Source organism: Pseudomonas sp. FW306-02-D09B (assembly GCF_058782685.1).
Genome location: NZ_JBYSXY010000012.1, coordinates 122,614 through 141,386, shown reverse-complemented (window position 1 = coordinate 141,386; position 18,773 = coordinate 122,614). Strand labels below are relative to the sequence as shown.

The following is an 18,773-nucleotide window of genomic DNA, read 5'->3' as shown; positions in this document are numbered from 1 at the left end:
AGGCAAAGTAAGTGGCGAGAGAGTAGCGCAGGCAGCGTCAGGCTTCACTTTCAAACCCCGGCTGCTCCTGCAATGGCAAATGAATGGTGATGCAGGTGCCGCGCCCACCGATACCATCGGCGACGCTGATCCGCCCGCCATGGGCGCCGACCATGCCCTGGCAGATCGCCAGACCCAGCCCGGTGCCCTGCCCGCCCCGATCACCACGGGCGGCGGTGTAGAACATGTCGAAGATCTTCGCGCGTTCCTCCTCGGGAATGCCCGGGCCCTCGTCACTCACGGAAAAAAACAGCTCGCTGTCACTGGCACCGGCACTCAGCTGCAAACGGCCATGGGCCGGCGAAAAGCGTGCGGCGTTTTCCAGCACATTCACCAGTGCCTGCTCGATCAATGCTGCATGCACATAGAGCAACGGCAACGCGCCCGGCACATCGGTGCTCACCTGCAACGGCGCCAGCACTGCACGCAAACGGTTGAGCGAACTGCCTACGATATCCGCCGGCGACACCCAATCGCGCGCCAGCTTCAGCGCGCCGTGGCCCAGGCGCGTCATGTCCAGCAAATTCTGAATGTAGCGGTCGAGCCGTTCGGCTTCATCGCGGGTGCCTTCCAGCAACTCACGGCGATCTTCCAGCGGGATCGCCTCGCCCAGCGCCAGCAAGCTGTCGATGCTGCCGCGCATGGACGTCAGCGGTGTGCGCAAATCATGGGACACCGACGCCAGCAAAGCACTGCGCAATTGCTCGGTTTCACCGTGCAAACGTGCCGCCTCAAGGTCGTCGGCCAACTGCGCACGGGCCAACGCTTGAGCCAGCGGCTGACTCAATGCAGTCAGCAAGCGTCGCCGCTGACCACTGAGCTGCTGACCCTCTTTCGGGCAAACGCCGAGCAAGCCCAACGGCCCGTCGTCGACTGACAACGGCCACCACCACCAGCGACCGAACGGTAATGTGCCGGTGCCCATGCCGGCCGGTTGATCGTGCTGCCAGGCCCAGTCGGCGGCAGCGCGCTCGGCTTCGGAAAACTGCAGCGGGCCACCGGTTTCGACCTTCCAGCCGCCCTGCCCGTCACGGTTAACCAGACACAATTGCAGATCGTTCCAGCCGACCAGATGCGTCGCCGCCGCGCTGATCACCGCTTGCCGGTCGGTGGCGGCGGTGAGCTTGCGCGACAGGTCGAGCAGTTCGCTGGTCTCTTGCTGCGTGTCGCGCAAGGCTTCCAGTTGTCGCCGCTGACGCGCCGCGAGGTTGCCGGTGAGCGCCGCCATCAGCAGGAAAAACAGCAGCGTCAACACGTCTTCCTCACGCTGAATCGCAAAGGAGAAGGTCGGCGGAATGAACAGGAAATCGTAGGTCAGAAATGACAACGCCGCACACGCCAGCGCCGGCCCGAGGCTGCTGCGTACCGCCACCAGCAACACCGCCGCGAGGAACACCAGCGAGATATTCGGCAGCGGCAAAATACTCGACACCGCCCACGCCAAAGCGCTGGCCAGCACCGTCGCCAACAGTGCCAGCGCATAGTCGAACCAGACCAACGAATGCACCGAACGCTGACGCGGTTGATGCTGTTGTTCATCGCTGTCGAGGACGTTGATTTCCAGGCCTCGGGCATTGCGCAACAAGCGTGAGGCCAAGCCGCCGCCGAACAGTCGACGACGCCAACGCTGACGCGACTGACCGACCAGTAGCAGGCTGGCACGCCGTTCGGTGGCGTGTTGAATCAGGGTTTTCGCCACTTCGCCAGCGCGCAGCAGCACCACTTCGCCGCCCAGCCGTTCAGCCAATTGCTGGGCGCTTTGCAGGCGCAAACGCGATTGCTCGTCGCGCACGCTGCCGTTGTCCACATGCACCAGGCTCCACGGCAAATGCCGACGCTGCGCGACCCGACTGGCATGCCGTACCAGACGCTCGGCCTGGGCATCGCCATCGACCCCCACCAACAAGCGACCGCGCACGGCCGGTGCCGCCTGACCCAACTGTCGGTAGCCGCGACTGAGGTCATCATCGACCTGCGCCGCCGCGGTTTGCATCGCCAGTTCGCGCAGTGCCGTGAGGTTGGTTTGGGTGAAGAACGCATCGATCGCCGCTCGCGCCTGCTCCGGCACATAAACCTTGCCATCACGCAGCCGCTCGAGCAGCTCGCGCGGCGGCAGGTCGATCAACAGCAGTTCGTAGGCTTCTTGCAGCACCCAGTCAGGCAGGGTTTCGCGCACTTGCACACCGGTGATCCCGCGCACCTGATCATTAAGACTTTCCAGATGCTGGACGTTGACCGTGGTGTACACGTCGATGCCGGCTGACAACAGCTCCTGAATATCCTGCCAGCGCTTGGCGTGGCGACTGCCGGGGGCGTTGCTGTGAGCCAGTTCGTCGACCAGCACCAGTTTTGGCTTGGCCTTGAGCAGGCCATCGAGGTCCATTTCCTCGAGCATCACGCCACGGTATTCCGAGCGCACCAACGGCAACTGCGGCAAGCCGCCGAGCAGCGCTTCGGTTTCCGCCCGACCGTGGGTTTCCACCACCCCGGCCATGACTTTCACGCCTTGGCGCAGCTGAGTGTGGGCGGCTTGCAACATGGCGTAGGTTTTACCGACGCCAGGCGCGGCACCGAGAAAAACCTTGAGCCGGCCACGACCATCGCGGGGTAAATCTGCTAACAGTGCGTCGGCTCGGCCGGAGTCGCTCATGCTTGAAGCTCTCTTTTTTCAGATATTGATGTAGTGGCTGTGCGGCCGCCTTCGCGAGCAAGCCCGCTCCCACACTAGATTTGTCAACGCTGAAGATCCTATGTGGGAGCGGGCTTGCTCGCGAATGGCACCACCGCGGTTCTACAGTTTTTCCAGCGCGATGTTCAGTTCCAGTACATTCACTACCGGCGGTCCTACCAGCGGCTGCTCGATGTGTGCATTCATCAACTGCTCGACCGTCGATATCGGCAGATTGCGCGCCGCCGCAACCCGCGACAGTTGATAGGCAATTGCCGACGGAGGCAAGTGTGGATCGAGGCCACTGCCAGAGGTGGTCAGCAACGCCAACGGCACCGGCCCCTGGCCAGGCACCAGCAGTTTGTTGGCATCGTCGATCACCCGGGTCGCGAGCGCCGGATTACTCGGTGCCAGGTTACTTGCACTGCTCGAGACGGTCGCAAATGCGCCCGCCGATGGCCGTGGATGGAACCACGCATCACCGACAAAGTCCTGGGCGATCAAGGACGAGCCGCGCACCTTGCCATCGGCGTCACGCACCAGGCTGCCATTGGCCTGATCAGGGAACGCGACCTGGGCGACACCGGTCACCACCAGTGGATAAGCGACGCCGGTGATCAGGGTCATCAAAACAAGCAGGCTCAACGCTGGACGGATCATAGAAGACATTTCAAAACCCTCGAATCGGAGAATATTCATCAGCGTGGGAGGTACACACCGCCTGTGGCGAGGGAGCTTGCTCCCGCTCGGCTGCGCAGCAGTCGTAAACGCGGTACATGCGGTGTGCCTGAATAAACACGGTGGCCCGGGGTGGGGCCGCTTCGCAGCCCAGCGGGAGCAAGCTCCCTCGCCACAAAAGCCCCGGCCTCCAGGCCCACCGTCAAACCAAATGCAAAGCAGTCAGCAGCATGTCGATCAGCTTGATGCCCACGAACGGCACCACGATGCCGCCCACGCCGTAGATCAACAGGTTGCGCCGCAGCAGGTGTGCAGCGCTCGCGGCCTGGACGCGTACCCCGCGCAGGGCCAGCGGGATCAACCCGACGATGATCAAGGCGTTGAAGACGATGGCCGAGAGAATCGCGCTCTGCGGACTGCTCAGATGCATGATGTTCAGCACGCCCAGTTGCGGGTAGATCGAGGCAAACAGCGCCGGCAGGATGGCGAAGTACTTGGCCACGTCGTTGGCGATGGAAAACGTCGTCAACGCGCCGCGCGTCACCAGCAACTCTTTACCAATCTGCACCACGTCCAGCAGCTTGGTCGGATCGCTGTCGAGGTCGACCATGTTCGCCGCTTCGCGCGCTGCCTGCGTCCCATCGTTCATTGCCATGCCGACGTCAGCCTGAGCCAGTGCCGGCGCATCGTTGGCACCATCACCGCACATGGCGACCAGACGCCCGTCGTTCTGCTCGTGACGAATGCGGGCGAGTTTCTTCTCTGGTGTCGCTTCGGCCAACACGTCATCGACACCGGCTTCAGCGGCAATCGCCGCCGCGGTCAGCGGGTTGTCGCCGGTCACCATCACCGTGCGAATCCCCAGCTTGCGCAGTTCGGCAAAACGCTCGCGAATGCCCGGCTTGACCACGTCCTTGAGGTGGATCGCACCGAGCAACTTACCCTCGGCACACACCAGCAGCGGGGTACCGCCGCTTTGGGCGATCTTGTCGATTTCCCGGGACATCGCCGGCAGTATCTCGGCACGCGTCAGGCCGATGAAGGCCAGCACCGAATCCACCGCGCCCTTGCGGTAGACGCGGCCCTGATAGTCAACGCCGGACAAGCGGGTTTCGGCACTGAACGGCACAACGGTCAGCACCTCGGTGGACGGTTCAGCCTGTGGATAAAGTCCGCGCAGGTACTCGACGATCGACTTGCCTTCGGCGGTGTCGTCGGCCAGCGAAGCGAACAGCGCACCTTCCGCCAGTTCCTTGGCACTGACGCCCGGCGCTGCATAAATCGCGGTGCAGCGACGGTTACCGAAGGTGATGGTGCCGGTCTTGTCCAGCAGCAACACATGCACGTCGCCCGCCGCTTCTACCGCACGGCCGGATTTGGCGATCACGTTCAGCCGCACCAGACGATCCATGCCGGCGATACCGATGGCCGACAACAAACCGCCAATGGTGGTTGGGATCAGCGTCACCAGCAGCGCCACCAGGAACACCAGCGGCAGGTTGCCGTTGGCGAAGTGGGCGAACGGCTGCAAGGTCACGACCACCACCAGGAAGATCATGGTCAGGCCGATCAGCAGAATATCCAGCGCCACTTCGTTCGGGGTTTTCTGGCGTTTGGCACCTTCTACCAGGGCGATCATGCGATCCAGCGTCGATTCACCGGGGTTCGCGGTTATGCGCACCAGCAACCAGTCAGACACCAGTCGAGTGTTGCCGGTGACCGCCGAGCGGTCACCGCCGGACTCACGAATCACCGGTGCGGATTCACCGGTAATCGCCGCTTCGTTGACCGCGGCAATACCTTCGATCACCTCGCCGTCACCGGGAATCATCTCGCCGGCTTCGACGCGAACCACATCGCCTTTGCGCAGGCTGACCGCTGGCACTACCTGAAAGCTGCCATCGGCTTTCTTACGCCGAGCGCTCAAGCCTTCGCTGCCGGCCTTGAGGCTGTCGGCACGAGCTTTGCCGCGACCTTCAGCCAAGGCTTCGGCGAAGTTCGCGAACAACACGGTGAACCACAGCCACAGGGCGATTTGTGCCGCGACAAACGTCGGCACTGCCGGATCTGGAATCACACACAACACGGTGGTGAGGATCGCGGTCAGTTCGACCACCAGCATCACCGGCGAGCGCTTCAGTTGCCGAGGGTCGAGCTTGACGAAGGCTTGCACCAGCGCCGGCCGCCACAGGGCCGAGATCGCGGTTTTCGGTTGTTCGACAGCTTGTGCCGACACAGCGTGTGGCGCGGCTTTTTTCGATACACGAACGGGCATATTCATCATCAAATCCCTCAGAAGCCCAAGCTCAGGTGTTCAGCGATAGGACCCAGCGCCAGGGTCGGCAGGAACGTCAGGCCGCCCACCAGCAATATGGTCACGGTCAGCAACGTCACGAACAGCGGGCCATGGGTCGGGAAGCTGTTCTGGCCAATCGGCGCGGTTTTCTTCATCGCCAGGCTGCCGGCCAGGGCCAGTACCGGGAGGATGTAGCCGAAACGCCCGATCAACATGCCCAGGCCCAGCATCAGGTTATGGAATGGCGTATTGGCGTTCAGGCCGGCGAATGCCGAACCGTTGTTGGCGCTGGCGGAGGTGTAGGCGTATAGCAACTGGCTGAAACCGTGGGGACCGGGGTTGCTGATCGTTCCCGCAGGGCCAGGCAGGCTCGCCGCAATGGCACCCAGCACCAGTACGCCGACCGGCATCACCAGCAAGGTGACAACCAACAGTTGTACTTCCTTGGCTTGCAGTTTCTTGCCGAGGTATTCCGGTGTACGTCCGATCATCAGGCCGGCGAGGAACACCGCGATCAGCACGTTGAGCAACATGCCGTAGAGGCCGGCGCCGACGCCACCGAAGATCACTTCGCCGACCATCATGTTGATCAGCGCGACCATGCCGCTCAGCGGGTTGAGGCTGTCATGCATACCGTTGACCGAGCCGTTGGAGGCTGCGGTGGTAGTCACCGACCAGAGTACGGTCGCCGTGGTACCGAAGCGTGCTTCCTTGCCTTCCAGCGGCGCAGTCTGTTCGACCGCAACGTTGTTCAGGGTCGGGTTCGGCTGGTATTCAGCCCACAGCGACACCGCGCCACCGATCAGGAACAACGCCAGCATGCAGGCGATGATCGCCCGGCTCTGACGCAGGTCCTTGACGTAATGGCCGAAGGTGAACACCAGCGCCACCGGGATCAGGATGATCGACGTGACTTCGAACAGGTTGCTCCAGGCCGTCGGGTTCTCAAACGGGTGCGCCGAGTTGACGCCGAAGAAGCCACCGCCGTTGGTGCCCAATTGCTTGATCGCAATCTGGCTGGCGGCAGGACCCAGTGGGATCACTTGATCCACACCCTGCATCGTCAGCGCATTCACATAATGAGCGAAGGTTTGTGGCACGCCCTGCCAGACCAGGAACAGCGCCAGCAACAGGCACAGCGGCAGCAGTCCGTAGAGGGTGGCGCGGGTCATGTCGACCCAGAAGTTACCGAGGGTTTGCGCCGATTTGCGACCGATGCCGCGACACAAGGCAACCAGAACAGCCAGGCCGGTGGCGGCGCTGACGAAGTTCTGCACGGTGAGGCCGATCATCTGGCTCAGATAGCTCAGGGTCGCCTCACCGCTGTAGGACTGCCAGTTGGTGTTGGTCATGAAGCTGACGGCGGTATTGAACGCCTGTGTCCACTCCTGCCCCGGCAGGTTTTGCGGGTTGAGTGGCAAATAGTCCTGAAACAACAGGATCGTGAACAACAGCAAAAAGCCCGCGAGGTTGAACGCGAGCAACGCCAGGGTGTATTTCTGCCAGCTCTGTTCGCTCTGCGGGTCGACCCCGGCCACGCGATAACAACCGCGTTCCACGGGCCCGAGGATCGGCGTCAGCCAGGTGCGCTGGCCTTCCATCACCTTGTAGTAGAACCTTCCCAGGAACGGTGCCGGAATCAGCACCACGGCGAAGAAGGCGAGGATCAGCCAATAGTCATAACTGTGCATAGCCGCTCCTAGTGCTGATCCGCGCGCAACAGCGCAACCAGTAGATAAATGAACAGTCCCACCGCCAACAGCAGGGACACCCCGTCCAGAACACTCATGGAATTTCTCCGTCGTACGGCAACTGCCGCGTGTGGCGCAATTGTCCGCAGGAAGGCTGTAAAGGAACGAGACCGAGGGGTTGGGCGCGGCATAAAGAAAGCGTAAAGAGTGGCTTTACGTGGGGGTTACAGGCCAGATTTCAGTGGTGTCAGGAACGGCCCCATCGCGGGCAAGCCTTGCTCCCACAGGTTTCACACAATCCTTGTGGGTGCGTGGCTTGCCCGCGATGGCGTCATATGAATCACCACCGCCCTCAACTGGCGCACAAAAAGCGCACATCCCGCAGCGAACATCCTCGATACGACAGCTTTCTGCGCTTTACGACCTAACAAATCGACATGGCACGCCCACTGCACACGCCCTCCACGGGCTTTTCCAAATCGCAGCGGGAGAAACGCATGAACACACAACTCAAACCGACGTTGGGCACCCTGCATTTATGGGGGATCGCGGTCGGGCTGGTGATTTCCGGCGAGTACTTTGGCTGGAGTTACGGCTGGGGCGTAGCCGGGACTCTCGGCTTTCTGGTGACCTCTCTCATGGTCGCGACCATGTACACCTGCTTCATTTTCAGCTTCACCGAACTGACTACGGCGATCCCGCACGCCGGCGGCCCTTTCGCCTACAGTCGCCGCGCCTTTGGTGAAAAAGGCGGACTGATCGCCGGCCTGGCGACGTTGATCGAGTTCGTCTTCGCACCTCCGGCCATTGCCCTGGCCATTGGCGCTTATCTCAACGTGCAGTTCCCCGCCCTCGACCCGAAACATGCAGCGGTCGGCGCCTACATCGTATTCATGGGCCTGAACATCCTCGGCGTAAAACTGGCGGCAACCTTCGAACTGGTGGTGTGTGTGCTGGCAGTCATCGAGTTGCTGGTCTTCATGGGCGTGGTCGCCCCGGCGTTCAGCTTCAGCAACTTCGCGCTCAATGGTTGGGCCGGCGCCGATGCGTTCGGCGCACCGGCCATTGCCGGGATGTTCGCGGCTATTCCCTTCGCTATCTGGTTCTTCCTCGCCATCGAAGGTGCGGCCATGGCCGCCGAAGAAGCCAAGGACCCGAAACGGACGATTCCCAAGGCCTACATCAGCGGCATTCTGACCTTGGTATTGCTGGCCATGGGCGTGATGTTCTTTGCTGGCGGCGTGGGTGACTGGCGGACCCTGGCGAACATCAACGACCCGTTGCCGCAAGCGATGAAAGCCGTGGTCGGTGAAAGCTCCGGCTGGCTGCACATGCTGGTGTGGATTGGTCTGTTCGGGCTGGTGGCGAGTTTTCACGGGATCATCCTTGGCTACTCACGACAATTCTTCGCCCTCGCCCGTGCCGGCTACCTGCCGGCCTACCTGGCCAAGCTGTCACGCTTCCAGACACCGCACCGGGCAATCATCGCTGGCGGCCTGATCGGCATCGCGGCCATTTACAGCGACGGGCTGATCAACCTCGGCGGCATGACCCTGACCGCCGCGATGATCACCATGGCGGTATTCGGCGCTATCGTGATGTACATCATGAGCATGCTCAGTCTGTTCAAACTGCGTAAAACCGAACCGAATCTGGAACGGACTTTCCGTGCGCCCGGCTATCCACTGGTACCGGCAACTGCCCTGGCATTGGCAGTGGTCTGCCTGGTAGCAATGGCCTGGTTCAACGCGCTGATCGGGGCGATCTTCCTCGGCTTCATGGCGGTCGGTTTTGTCTACTTCCTGCGGACAGCGCAATTGCGTGCCGATGCACCAGCGGACGCGATGCTGACCGGTCTTAGATGAGGTGCCCCAGGCAGAACAGGCCTAGAATGGAACCATAGAGAAACGCCGTGACTCAAAATGGATAGGCACGGCGTTGACGCGAAACCATTCGCGCCAACACCTGTCCTTAAGGAGAACCCTATGCCTTGGTATGCCTGGTTGATTCTGGTGGTTGCTATCGGATCGATCGTCGGTGGCTTGATGATGCTGCGCGACACCGCGAACAAAGTGGAATTGACCGATGAGCAACGTAAACGCGTCGCTGAGCGCAACGCCGAAGCGGACGCCAAGGATGCGCAAGATCGTTGATCTGAACGGTGGCGAGGGAGCTTGCTCCCTCGCCACAAAAACTTCTCTATTTCTCCCACTCGGCTTTGGCGATATGCAAGCCGTGCAGCCCCTTGTACGCAGCCCGTTCTGGCTGGCTCCAGCCTTTGAGCAACGTCTCCTCCAAACGATAGATTTCCACGCCCAGCGGCCGGCAGACACTTAGCGGATCCTGCGCATTCGGCCCCCACATCGGCAACGACAAATCGCCCCCCGGGCAGGTCGACAATGCACACAGCAGATCGATCTCGGCGAAGAACTCCAGGTAGTCGCCCTTCTGCGCCGGACAGGCCTTCATGAAGTACATGTCATCGTGGTTGAGCCCCGTGCACTGAAAAATGTTCAGCACGTCATGCACGTCGAACTCGGTCAGACCGTGAGGTAACACGGCGCGGGTCAGGTTCGAATGGCAGTGGTGATGGAAATCCTCGCCGGTGAGCATTTTGTTCACATAGGGATCGCAGCGCGTGCCCAGCAGATCGTGCAAACGTCCACCGTGTTCGTCGATGCCATAGTTGGCCAGGCTGTCGTCAGTGATGGTCACCAGCGGCCGCAGAAAAGGCAGGTTCGACCAGAGCCGGTCATGGGTGCTGACATGAGCCCCCTGCAATTGCCGGGTCCGCGCAGCCCACAGCCGTTCGCGCGGGTCGTTGGCATTCCAGACGTTGAAGTCTCCCACTTGCGGGCCCACGGGTGTGGTCACACGAAACACATGCCCCGCCGGTACATGCCAGGCGCGGCCGGTGCGGATCGGCACTTCGAATTGCTCGATCAGCGTGCGCCCGGCCGGTGTATCGCGGATCCGCTCGTAGAAGGCTTTATCGACCTGCAACGCCGAACCCTTACTGACCTGATAAGCCGCGGGATAGTCTTTGTACATGGCATGAGTCCTCGATCAATGACGGGAAGGATGGTTGAACAACTCAAGCAATTGCTGTTCGGAATCGTCGAGATAGTCGCTCAAGGCGTCGTAAGCGCCGGGCTTGTCGCCCTCGACCAGCAAGTCGTGAATGTGCCGGTCGCGCTCAAGCCAGGGCGCCTGGAAGCGGGGCTCGTCAGGTGCCGCACTGAACACCAGGCGCAGTTGCGCAACGACATTGGTAAAGAACTCATCGAACAGCGGGCTGCGTAACAAACCGACAATGTGTTGATGAAAACGCAGGCTGTGGGTGCCGACAGCCCGCCAGTCTTCACGCTCGCGGGCCAACTGCGCGGCTTCAATGGCGTCGATCATGTGATCGGATTGGTATTCGCGCAGCGGTCGACTGGCGCTGATGGCCTGTAGCTCCAGCGTACGTCGGACCTGGAACAGGTCGCGCAGCTGATCGGCGCCGAGCTGGCGAACCATCACGCCTTTATTTCGAACATAAAGGGTCAGGCCCTCCTGCCCCAAGCGGTGCAGCGCTTCGCGGATGGTATTGCGCGAGGCGTTATAGGCAATCACCAGATCGCCTTCCACCAACGCCCGCCCCGGCAGCAAGCGACCGCCAATGATGTCGGCGCGCAACTCCAGTGTGATGTGGTCAGCCAGGGACAGTCCGCTACTCATACTCATCGCCTCAGGATTGTTCAACAATCGTTAGTCAATGAGTAATCACTATTCGTGCCAGTTTCAACCTGCACGCCATGCCTGGCGCACAACGCAAAACGGCGACCCTTGGGTCGCCGTTTTCGTTACTGACTGTATTGCTTGCCCAATCCTGGCGGTACGCCATGGATATCGATCTCTTCCCACGGCCCGTTCGGGCTGATCGAACGACTCCAGCCGTTGTTCCAGTGGTAGTAGGTGCGCTGGCGGTAGAAGGTGTCGGTCTGGTTGTCGAGGACGTAGACGCCGAGTTTCGCATCCCAGTGGCTGTTGCCGCCGGGTGGTGGCGCGAAGCTTGCGGAGGTGCGCGACTGTGGCTTGCCGGGCTTGTTTGGGGTCACCGGTTTGCCAGGGGCGGTCGTCGGTTTGCTGCCTGGGTACGATGACGGAATGGGCGGCAACCGCTCTTCATGTGACGGTGGCTGGACCGCACATGCACTTAACCCCAAGACAAGACTGAGCAGGGTGATACGAGCGATGGCGGTCATAGCGGATTCCTGATTATTTGTCTGGGCTGTCGATGGTCAATTGTTGCGGCGCGGTAGTGCTGCTGGCCAAAGGCTCGCTGCGACCGACCCACTCGCCAGCAGTCGGCTGGCCGGCACGGGATACGCGCGCGACCAGTTGGACTTCAGGAAAGTTCGACAGTTTCAATTGCGGCATCATTGCGTCGGCATCGCCCAGTTCGACGGTCGCTGGCAGATCGGCAACGGTCAGGCGCTTGGCTGCCAATGGTGCCGGAGGCCCCGAGGTTGCGCGAGCGAAGATGAACACGCTGTCACCTGGCTGTACCTTGGCTTTCACGTTCGCCGCCAGATCAACCGTCACTTTCAGCAACGCTGCCGGCTTGGCCGCTACGACTGGCGCCTTGGCGACAGTAGCGCCGTTCGCTTGCAGTTTTTCGGTTGCCCGGGCAATGCCACCTTCCAGCGCGCTGCGCGAGTTATCTTCGGGTGGCAGTTGCGCCAACAGACGCCCCCAGTAGTCGATGGCCTCCTGATAACGCTCGCCTTCGAAAGCCGCGATGCCCAACAGTCCAAGGCTGGTGACTTCTTTAGGATCGGCCTTGAGTGCTTCGTCGGTCAACGCCTGGATCTTCTCCGACCACTTTTTGTTGTCGGCAAAGTACTGCGCCTGGGCCCACTGGCCGAGCAATTCAGGCTGACGGCCAGCCAATGCCACGGTGCGCTCGAAGATCTTCGCAGCGTCGCCAGGACGGTCCTGAGCCATGTAGGTACGACCCAGGAAATACAGGCCTTCGGCCGAATCCGGTTGAGCCGCGACAGCGCGTTCGAGACGACGGGTCATCTCCTCCATCGATTGCGGTGCCTGGGCAAATTCGCGGGTCAGTTCAACCTTGTCACTGGCGCCGAAATGCAAATACAGCCCCAGCCCCAACACCGGCACCAGGATCGCTGCCAGCAGTGGCAATGGCTTGCCCAGACGGGAAACCCGGTCCGTGTCGGCACCTTCGGTATCAGCCAGCAGTTCACGAGCCGCTTCGTCACGCCCGGCGCTCATTTGCGTCGCATCAAGCACGCCTTCGGCCTGTTGAGCCTGCAACTCAGCCACGCGCTCCTGGTAAAGCGCCACGTTCAGCGCGGTACGATCCTCTTCACGCTGGGCGCGACGGCCACGTAGAACAGGGATCAACAAAAAACTCAGGGCAACCAGTAGAAGCAGACCTGCAGCGAGCCAGAAATCAATCATTCTTGGTGTTATCCAACAGTTGGTCGAGGCGCTTGCGCTCATCAACAGAAAGCGTGTCTGTACCTGCCGTGCGCTCGGCACGACGGCGACGGACGATCAAGGCGATCACCAGCACGCCACCGAGCAACAACCCGGCCGGGCCAAACCACAGCAACGCGGTCTTGCCGGTCAGGGCTGGCTTGTAGCGCACGAAGTCGCCATAGCGGTCGACCATGAAGTCGATGATCTGCTGGTTGTCCTTGCCCTCGCCGAGCATGCGGAAAATCTCTTTGCGCAGGTCAGCGGCGATCGGTGCATTGGAATCGGCAATGTCCTGATTCTGGCACTTGGGGCAACGCAGTTCTTTGGTCAGTTCGTGAAAACGCTCGCGCTCGGCGTCATTGGCGAACACGTAAGTGTCGATGGCCGCGTGAGCGACTCCGGCGATACTCAGGCCGAGTACGGCGGCAGCAATCCAGCGCTTCATGGCTTGGCCTCATCGACCAGCGCCTGATACTTGGCCGCCAGTTTTTCGCGCCAGACCACTTCGTCGATCACCCCGACGTATTTGTCGCGGATGATGCCTTTGGCGTCGATGAAGAAGGTTTCGGGAGCGCCGTAAACGCCGAGATTCAAGCCCAGGGAGCCCGCCTCGTCACGGATGTCCAGCAGGTACGGGTTATGGAACTCGACCAGCCACTTCAAGGCATCGGTGTTGATGTCCTTGTAGTTGACGCCATAAATCACCACACCCTGCTGGGCCAGTTTGTTCAGCACCGGATGCTCGACCCGGCAGGAAATGCACCAAGTGCCCCATACGTTGACCAGGGCCGGTTTGCCCAGCAGATCAGCGCGGGTCAAGGTCTTGTCGCCTTGCACGGTCGGCAGGGAAAACTCGGGGAACGGCTTGCCAATCATCGCCGAGGGCAGCTCGGCCGGGTCCAGGTAGAGCCCCCGGTAAAGAAACACCGCCACCAGCAGAAACAGCGCCAGTGGCAACACCATTAACCAACGTCTCATGCAGTGGCTCCCGTCATGCCCAGCGCTTCACGCACGCGACTTTTCACCTTGACCCGATAACGACGATCCAGCGCCGCCAGCAACCCGCCGAAACCTGTCAGCAAACCGCCGAACCAGATCCAGCGCACGAACGGTTTGACGTGCACGCGCACGGCCCAGGCGCCATTCTCCAGCGGCTCGCCGAGCGCCACGTACAGGTCGCGGGTGAAACCGGCGTCGATACCGGCTTCGGTCATCATTGAGTTCTGCACGGTGTACAGACGTTTTTCCGGGTGCAGCACCGCGACTTCCTTGCCCGAACGGATCACCCGAATGGTGCCTTTGTCGGAGGTGAAGTTCGGTCCTTCGAAGTGCTTGGCGCCCTCAAAAATGAAGTGATAACCGGCAAGGTCCATCGACTCGCCCGGTGCCAGGCGCAGATCGCGCTCGGCGCTGTTCTGGCTTGAAAGCACCACGCCCAAGGCGCACACGGCGATACCGAGGTGCGCAACCTGCATGCCCCAATAGCTGCGGGTCAAGCTCGGCAGGCCTTTGATCAGGCCCTTGTTGCGGGTCTTGTCGAAAATGTCACGCACACCGGCCAGCAACACCCAGGCCGCAAGCATGAAGGTCGCCAGCACGGCCCAGTTGAAATCGCCATAAGCGATCCCGGCGACGACCGCCAAAGCAGCGCTACCGAGCAACACCGGGGTCAGCATATTCATCAGCCATTTCACCGGGGTGTCTTTCCAGCGCACCAGCACACCGACGGCCATCACCACCATCAGCAACGCCATCAACGGAATGAACAACGCGTTGAAATACGGCGGGCCGACCGACATCTTGGCGCCGCTCAGGGCATCGAGCACCAGCGGGTACAAGGTGCCGAGCAGAATCATCGAAGCCGCGACCACCAGCACCAGGTTGTTGCCCAGCAGCAGGGTTTCACGCGACCACAGGTTGAAGCCGACGTGGCTCTTGACCACTGGCGCACGCAGGGCAAACAGCGTCAGCGAACCGCCGACTACAAACAGCAGGAAGATCAGGATGAACACGCCCCGCGCTGGGTCCGAGGCAAACGCGTGCACCGAGGTCAGTACACCAGAACGCACCAGGAAGGTTCCCAGCAGGCTCAGCGAGAACGCGGCAATGGCCAGCAACACGGTCCAGCTTTTGAACACGCCGCGTTTTTCAGTCACGGCCAACGAGTGAATCAGCGCCGTACCGACCAGCCAAGGCATGAACGAGGCGTTTTCCACCGGGTCCCAGAACCACCAGCCGCCCCAGCCGAGTTCGTAGTAGGCCCACCAGGAGCCGAGGGTGATGCCGATACCGAGGAACGCCCAGGCGACGATGGTCCAGGGCCGCGACCAACGGGCCCACGCCGCATCCAGACGCCCGCCGAGCAAGGCAGCAATCGCGAAGGCGAAGGCCACCGAGAAACCGACATAACCCATGTAGAGCATCGGCGGGTGAACGATCAGGCCAATGTCTTGCAGCAACGGGTTGAGGTCATGACCGTCAGTGGGAATCTGCGGCAGAACCCGTGCGAACGGGTTCGAGGTGAGAATCAGAAACAGCAGGAACCCGGTGCTGATCATGCCCATCACCGCCAGCACGCGAGCCAGCATGACCTGCGGCAACTGCCGGGAGAAGATCGACACGGCGAAGGTCCAGCCGCCGAGAATCAATGCCCAGAGCAGCAAGGAACCTTCGTGGGCGCCCCACACCGCGCTGAATTTGTAGTACCACGGCAAGGCGCTGTTGGAGTTGTTGGCGACATACCCCACCGAGAAGTCATCGGTCATGAAGGCGTAGGTCAGGCAGCCGAAGGCGAACAGCAGAAAAGTGAACTGGCCCCAGGCCGCTGGCTGGGCCAGGCCCATCCACATGCGGTCACCGCGCCAGGCACCGAGCAACGGCACGGTGGCCTGAACGATGGCAAAGCACAGGGCGAGAATCATCGCCAGATGGCCCAACTCGGGAATGAAGATACCTGAGGTCATGGATCAACCCTCCTTCGCGGGTGTTGGAGCGGATTGACCACTGTCTTTGAGCGCCTTGGTCACTTCTGGCGGCATGTATTTCTCGTCGTGCTTGGCCAGCACTTCGTCAGCCACCACCACGCCGTCTGCATTCAGTTTGCCCAGCGCAACGATGCCCTGCCCTTCACGGAACAGGTCCGGGAGGATGCCGCGGTAGGTGATGGTCACGGATTTATTGAAGTCGGTGACGATGAATTTCACGTCCAGCGAATCGCCGGAGCGTTGCAGCGAGCCCTTCTCGACCATGCCGCCAGCACGAATGCGCGTGTCTTGCGGGGCTTCGCCATTGGCGATTTGGGTCGGTGTGTAAAAGAGGTTGATGTTCTGCTGAAGGGCACTGAGGGCCAGGCCGACAGCTGCGCCGACACCGACCAGGATCGCGAGAATAATGATAAGACGCTTTTTACGCAGCGGATTCACTTGCTGTTCTCCCGGCGCAGACGGCGCGCCTCTTGTTGCAGGTAACGCTTGCGGGCCAGGATCGGCGCAGCCACGTTGAGAGCCAGTACCGCCAGGCAGATGCCATAAGCCGACCAGACATAAAGACCGTGATGGCCCATGGCGAGGAAGTCGCCGAATGAAGCAAAACTCATTACGCGGCCTCCAGGCTGTTTTGCACTTCGGCCTTGACCCAGCTGGCACGGGCTTCGCGCTTGAGCACTTCAAGGCGCATGCGCAGCAACAGCACGGCGCCGAAGAAACAGTAGAAACCCAGCACCGTCAGCAGCAACGGCAGCCACATTTCGGCCGGCATTGCCGGTTTTTCGGTGAGGCTGAAGGTGGCGCCCTGGTGCAGGGTGTTCCACCACTCCACCGAGTACTTGATGATCGGGATGTTGATCACGCCGACAATCGCCAGCACCGCGCAGGCCTTGGCCGCGCTGTCACGATTGCTGATGGCGTTGCCCAGCGCAATGAGACCGAAGTACAGAAACAGCAGAATCAGCATGGACGTAAGTCGCGCATCCCAGACCCACCACGAGCCCCAGGTCGGTTTACCCCAGATCGCCCCGGTGACCAACGCCACAGCGGTCATCCAGGCACCGATCGGCGCTGCGCATTGCAGGGCGACGTCCGCCAGTTTCATCTTCCACACCAGCCCGACAATGCCGCAGACCGCCAGCATCACGTAGCAGGACTGCGCCAGCATGGCGGCCGGCACATGAATGTAGATGATTCGAAAGCTGTTGCCTTGCTGGTAGTCCGGCGGCGCGAAGGCCAGGCCCCAGACCACGCCGACGCCGATCAGCAGCAACGCCGCGACACTCAGCCAGGGCAGCAGTTTGCCGCTGATGCCGTAAAACCATTTGGGCGAGCCGAGCTTATGAAACCAGGTCCAGTTCATTGCTGTTTCCATCACGGTTGTTCTTCGCCATCACGAAGAACCAGGGTCTTTACTGGTTAAAAATTAACCAGACCTCATTATTCGCCGACGCTGATCTTCAGGCCAGCAGCTATTGCAAAGGGTGTCAGGGTTATCGCCAGGGCGGTCAGGCTACCAAGCCACAGCAAATAACCGGTTGCCGGCATACCCTGCAAGGCTGCCTGCAAGGCGCCACTGCCGAGAATCAACACCGGGATGTACAGCGGCAGAATCAACAACGCCAGCAACAAACCGCCGCGCTTCAATCCGACCGTCAGCGCCGCGCCCACCGCACCGAGCAAGCTCAATACCGGTGTACCGAGCAACAGCGACAAGAGCAAAACCGGCAGACAAGCGGCAGGCAAACCGAGCATCAACGCCAGTAACGGGGCAAGCAACACCAGTGCCAAGCCGGAAAACGCCCAGTGTGCCAGCACCTTTGCCAAAACCAGAAGAGGCAGGGGGTGCGACGAAAGGACCCACTGTTCAAGGGATCCGTCCTCGAAATCACTGCGGAAAAGCCCGTCCAGCGAGAGCAAAACCGATAAAAGGGCCGCGACCCAGACCAGCCCCGGTGACAAGGTTTGCAACAATTGTGTCTCAGGTCCGACCGCCAATGGAAACATTGAGACAACAATGGCGAAGAACACGAGAGGGTTGGCAAGCTCGGCAGGACGCCGACACAGCAAACGCGCCTCACGGGCGACCAACAGTGCGAAAACACTCATACGGCCCACTGCCCCAAATCGATGTCGCGGTAACCGGCCGGCATCCGGGCCAACGTGTGGTGAGTGGTCAGAATGACCATGCCGCCTCGCTCGCAGTGTGCGGCCAGGTGTTCTTCCAACTGGGCGACGCCTTGTTTATCCAGCGCGGTGAATGGTTCGTCGAGGATCCATAGCGCCGGGCTGTCCAGATACAAGCGGGCCAGGGCCACGCGGCGTTGTTGACCAGCGGACAGGGTGTGACAAGGAACATCTTCGAAACCGCGCAGTCCTACCGCTGCCAGCGCCTGCCAGATCGCCTCATGCGTCGCCGGCTGATGCAACGCGCACAGCCAGCTGAGGTTCTCTTCAGGGGTCAGCAGGTCCTTGATTCCGGCGGCATGGCCGATCCACAACAGGTTATGGGCCAGCTCCGGACGCTGCGTGTTCAAAGGCTGGCCGTTGAGCAATACCTGGCCGCTGGTCGGCTGCATCAAACCGGCAAGCAGGCGCAGCAAGCTGGTCTTGCCGCTACCGTTAGGGCCGCTGATCTGCAACATGTCACCGCGGCCCAGACGCAACTCGAGGTTTTCGAAGAGCATCCGCCAGTCTCGCTCACAGGCGAGCGCTACGGCTTCTAGTAGAGGGATGGTCAAGAGATCGCGGGCCTTTACGGTTCAAGTCGGCAATGGAGCGGCCGTTAAAGTGATGCAGCATAGATGTATTGACGGCCTGTTCTAGAGAGCTGCGTCAAACATTTGCGATGTTTTCCGCGCCCCGACAACAACGGGGCGGCATTATACATGTCATGTCCTACTCCAAAGAGGGCAATTTCGACAGGG

Annotated in this window: 19 protein-coding genes; 2 read left to right on the top strand and 17 right to left on the bottom strand. The window is 61.1% G+C overall.

Annotated features, from left to right (window positions below):
* Positions 1 to 37: 37 nt before the first annotated feature.
* From AC3WK5_RS20080 to kdpF, 5 genes are all read right to left on the bottom strand, one after another.
* Positions 38 to 2,689 (bottom strand): DUF4118 domain-containing protein, encoded by a 2,652-nt coding sequence (locus tag AC3WK5_RS20080; protein WP_103315641.1) that lies wholly within the window; start codon positions 2,687 to 2,689, stop codon positions 38 to 40.
* Between the two features lie 141 nt (positions 2,690 to 2,830).
* Positions 2,831 to 3,376: a potassium-transporting ATPase subunit KdpC gene (gene kdpC / locus AC3WK5_RS20075; RefSeq protein ID WP_103315640.1), complete on the bottom strand. Its 546-nt coding sequence runs from the start codon at positions 3,374 to 3,376 to the stop codon at positions 2,831 to 2,833.
* A gap of 211 nt (positions 3,377 to 3,587) precedes the next feature.
* The gene (gene kdpB / locus AC3WK5_RS20070; RefSeq protein WP_103315639.1) at positions 3,588 to 5,666 is read right to left on the bottom strand and encodes a potassium-transporting ATPase subunit KdpB; all 2,079 of its coding nucleotides are present in this window, start codon (positions 5,664 to 5,666) and stop codon (positions 3,588 to 3,590) included.
* A gap of 11 nt (positions 5,667 to 5,677) precedes the next feature.
* Positions 5,678 to 7,372 (bottom strand): potassium-transporting ATPase subunit KdpA, encoded by a 1,695-nt coding sequence (gene kdpA, locus AC3WK5_RS20065; RefSeq protein WP_103315638.1) that lies wholly within the window; start codon positions 7,370 to 7,372, stop codon positions 5,678 to 5,680.
* 8 nt (positions 7,373 to 7,380) lie between these two features.
* Positions 7,381 to 7,470 carry a K(+)-transporting ATPase subunit F gene (gene kdpF / locus AC3WK5_RS20060; RefSeq protein WP_019692955.1) on the bottom strand — a complete coding sequence of 30 codons (90 nt, stop codon included), beginning with the start codon at positions 7,468 to 7,470 and terminating at the stop codon, positions 7,381 to 7,383.
* A gap of 399 nt (positions 7,471 to 7,869) precedes the next feature.
* Between kdpF and eat the strand changes: the two genes are divergently transcribed.
* Positions 7,870 to 9,237, top strand: coding sequence for an ethanolamine permease (gene eat, locus AC3WK5_RS20055; RefSeq protein ID WP_103315637.1), 1,368 nt, complete (start codon positions 7,870 to 7,872; stop codon positions 9,235 to 9,237).
* A gap of 120 nt (positions 9,238 to 9,357) precedes the next feature.
* Positions 9,358 to 9,525 (top strand): DUF2897 family protein, encoded by a 168-nt coding sequence (locus AC3WK5_RS20050; RefSeq protein WP_007931351.1) that lies wholly within the window; start codon positions 9,358 to 9,360, stop codon positions 9,523 to 9,525.
* Positions 9,526 to 9,571: 46 nt separating this feature from the next.
* Here the strand turns inward: AC3WK5_RS20050 and AC3WK5_RS20045 are convergent, their stop codons facing one another.
* The 12 genes from AC3WK5_RS20045 to ccmA form a co-directional block, all read right to left on the bottom strand.
* Positions 9,572 to 10,423: an urea carboxylase-associated family protein gene (locus AC3WK5_RS20045; protein WP_054596320.1), complete on the bottom strand. Its 852-nt coding sequence runs from the start codon at positions 10,421 to 10,423 to the stop codon at positions 9,572 to 9,574.
* Between the two features lie 15 nt (positions 10,424 to 10,438).
* Positions 10,439 to 11,092 carry a GntR family transcriptional regulator gene (locus AC3WK5_RS20040; RefSeq protein WP_103315636.1) on the bottom strand — a complete coding sequence of 218 codons (654 nt, stop codon included), beginning with the start codon at positions 11,090 to 11,092 and terminating at the stop codon, positions 10,439 to 10,441.
* A 125-nt stretch (positions 11,093 to 11,217) separates the two neighbouring features.
* Positions 11,218 to 11,619, bottom strand: coding sequence for a hypothetical protein (locus AC3WK5_RS20035; RefSeq protein WP_103315635.1), 402 nt, complete (start codon positions 11,617 to 11,619; stop codon positions 11,218 to 11,220).
* A gap of 13 nt (positions 11,620 to 11,632) precedes the next feature.
* Complete coding sequence (gene ccmI, locus AC3WK5_RS20030; protein ID WP_103315634.1) at positions 11,633 to 12,841, bottom strand: c-type cytochrome biogenesis protein CcmI; 1,209 nt, start codon at positions 12,839 to 12,841, stop codon at positions 11,633 to 11,635.
* Positions 12,834 to 13,307, bottom strand: a complete 474-nt coding sequence (locus AC3WK5_RS20025; RefSeq protein ID WP_103315633.1) for a cytochrome c-type biogenesis protein — start codon at positions 13,305 to 13,307, stop codon at positions 12,834 to 12,836. Before AC3WK5_RS20025 ends, ccmI begins: the two co-directional genes overlap by 8 nt.
* A complete protein-coding gene (locus tag AC3WK5_RS20020) occupies positions 13,304 to 13,840 on the bottom strand; it encodes a DsbE family thiol:disulfide interchange protein (protein WP_054596315.1) in 537 nt (178 codons plus the stop codon). The genes AC3WK5_RS20025 and AC3WK5_RS20020 overlap by 4 nt, the downstream gene beginning before the upstream one ends.
* Positions 13,837 to 15,825, bottom strand: coding sequence for a heme lyase CcmF/NrfE family subunit (locus AC3WK5_RS20015; protein ID WP_103315632.1), 1,989 nt, complete (start codon positions 15,823 to 15,825; stop codon positions 13,837 to 13,839). Before AC3WK5_RS20015 ends, AC3WK5_RS20020 begins: the two co-directional genes overlap by 4 nt.
* Before the next feature lie 3 nt (positions 15,826 to 15,828).
* Positions 15,829 to 16,284 carry a cytochrome c maturation protein CcmE gene (ccmE, locus tag AC3WK5_RS20010; protein WP_054596313.1) on the bottom strand — a complete coding sequence of 152 codons (456 nt, stop codon included), beginning with the start codon at positions 16,282 to 16,284 and terminating at the stop codon, positions 15,829 to 15,831.
* Positions 16,281 to 16,457: a heme exporter protein CcmD gene (gene ccmD, locus AC3WK5_RS20005; protein ID WP_019692354.1), complete on the bottom strand. Its 177-nt coding sequence runs from the start codon at positions 16,455 to 16,457 to the stop codon at positions 16,281 to 16,283. Before ccmD ends, ccmE begins: the two co-directional genes overlap by 4 nt.
* The gene (locus AC3WK5_RS20000) at positions 16,457 to 17,209 is read right to left on the bottom strand and encodes a heme ABC transporter permease (protein ID WP_054596312.1); all 753 of its coding nucleotides are present in this window, start codon (positions 17,207 to 17,209) and stop codon (positions 16,457 to 16,459) included. The genes ccmD and AC3WK5_RS20000 overlap by 1 nt, the downstream gene beginning before the upstream one ends.
* A 77-nt stretch (positions 17,210 to 17,286) precedes the next feature.
* Positions 17,287 to 17,955 carry a heme exporter protein CcmB gene (ccmB, locus tag AC3WK5_RS19995; protein WP_054596311.1) on the bottom strand — a complete coding sequence of 223 codons (669 nt, stop codon included), beginning with the start codon at positions 17,953 to 17,955 and terminating at the stop codon, positions 17,287 to 17,289.
* On the bottom strand, positions 17,952 to 18,533 hold the full coding sequence (gene ccmA / locus AC3WK5_RS19990; RefSeq protein ID WP_256585146.1) for a cytochrome c biogenesis heme-transporting ATPase CcmA: 582 nt from the start codon (positions 18,531 to 18,533) through the stop codon (positions 17,952 to 17,954). The genes ccmB and ccmA overlap by 4 nt, the downstream gene beginning before the upstream one ends.
* Positions 18,534 to 18,773: the final 240 nt, after the last annotated feature.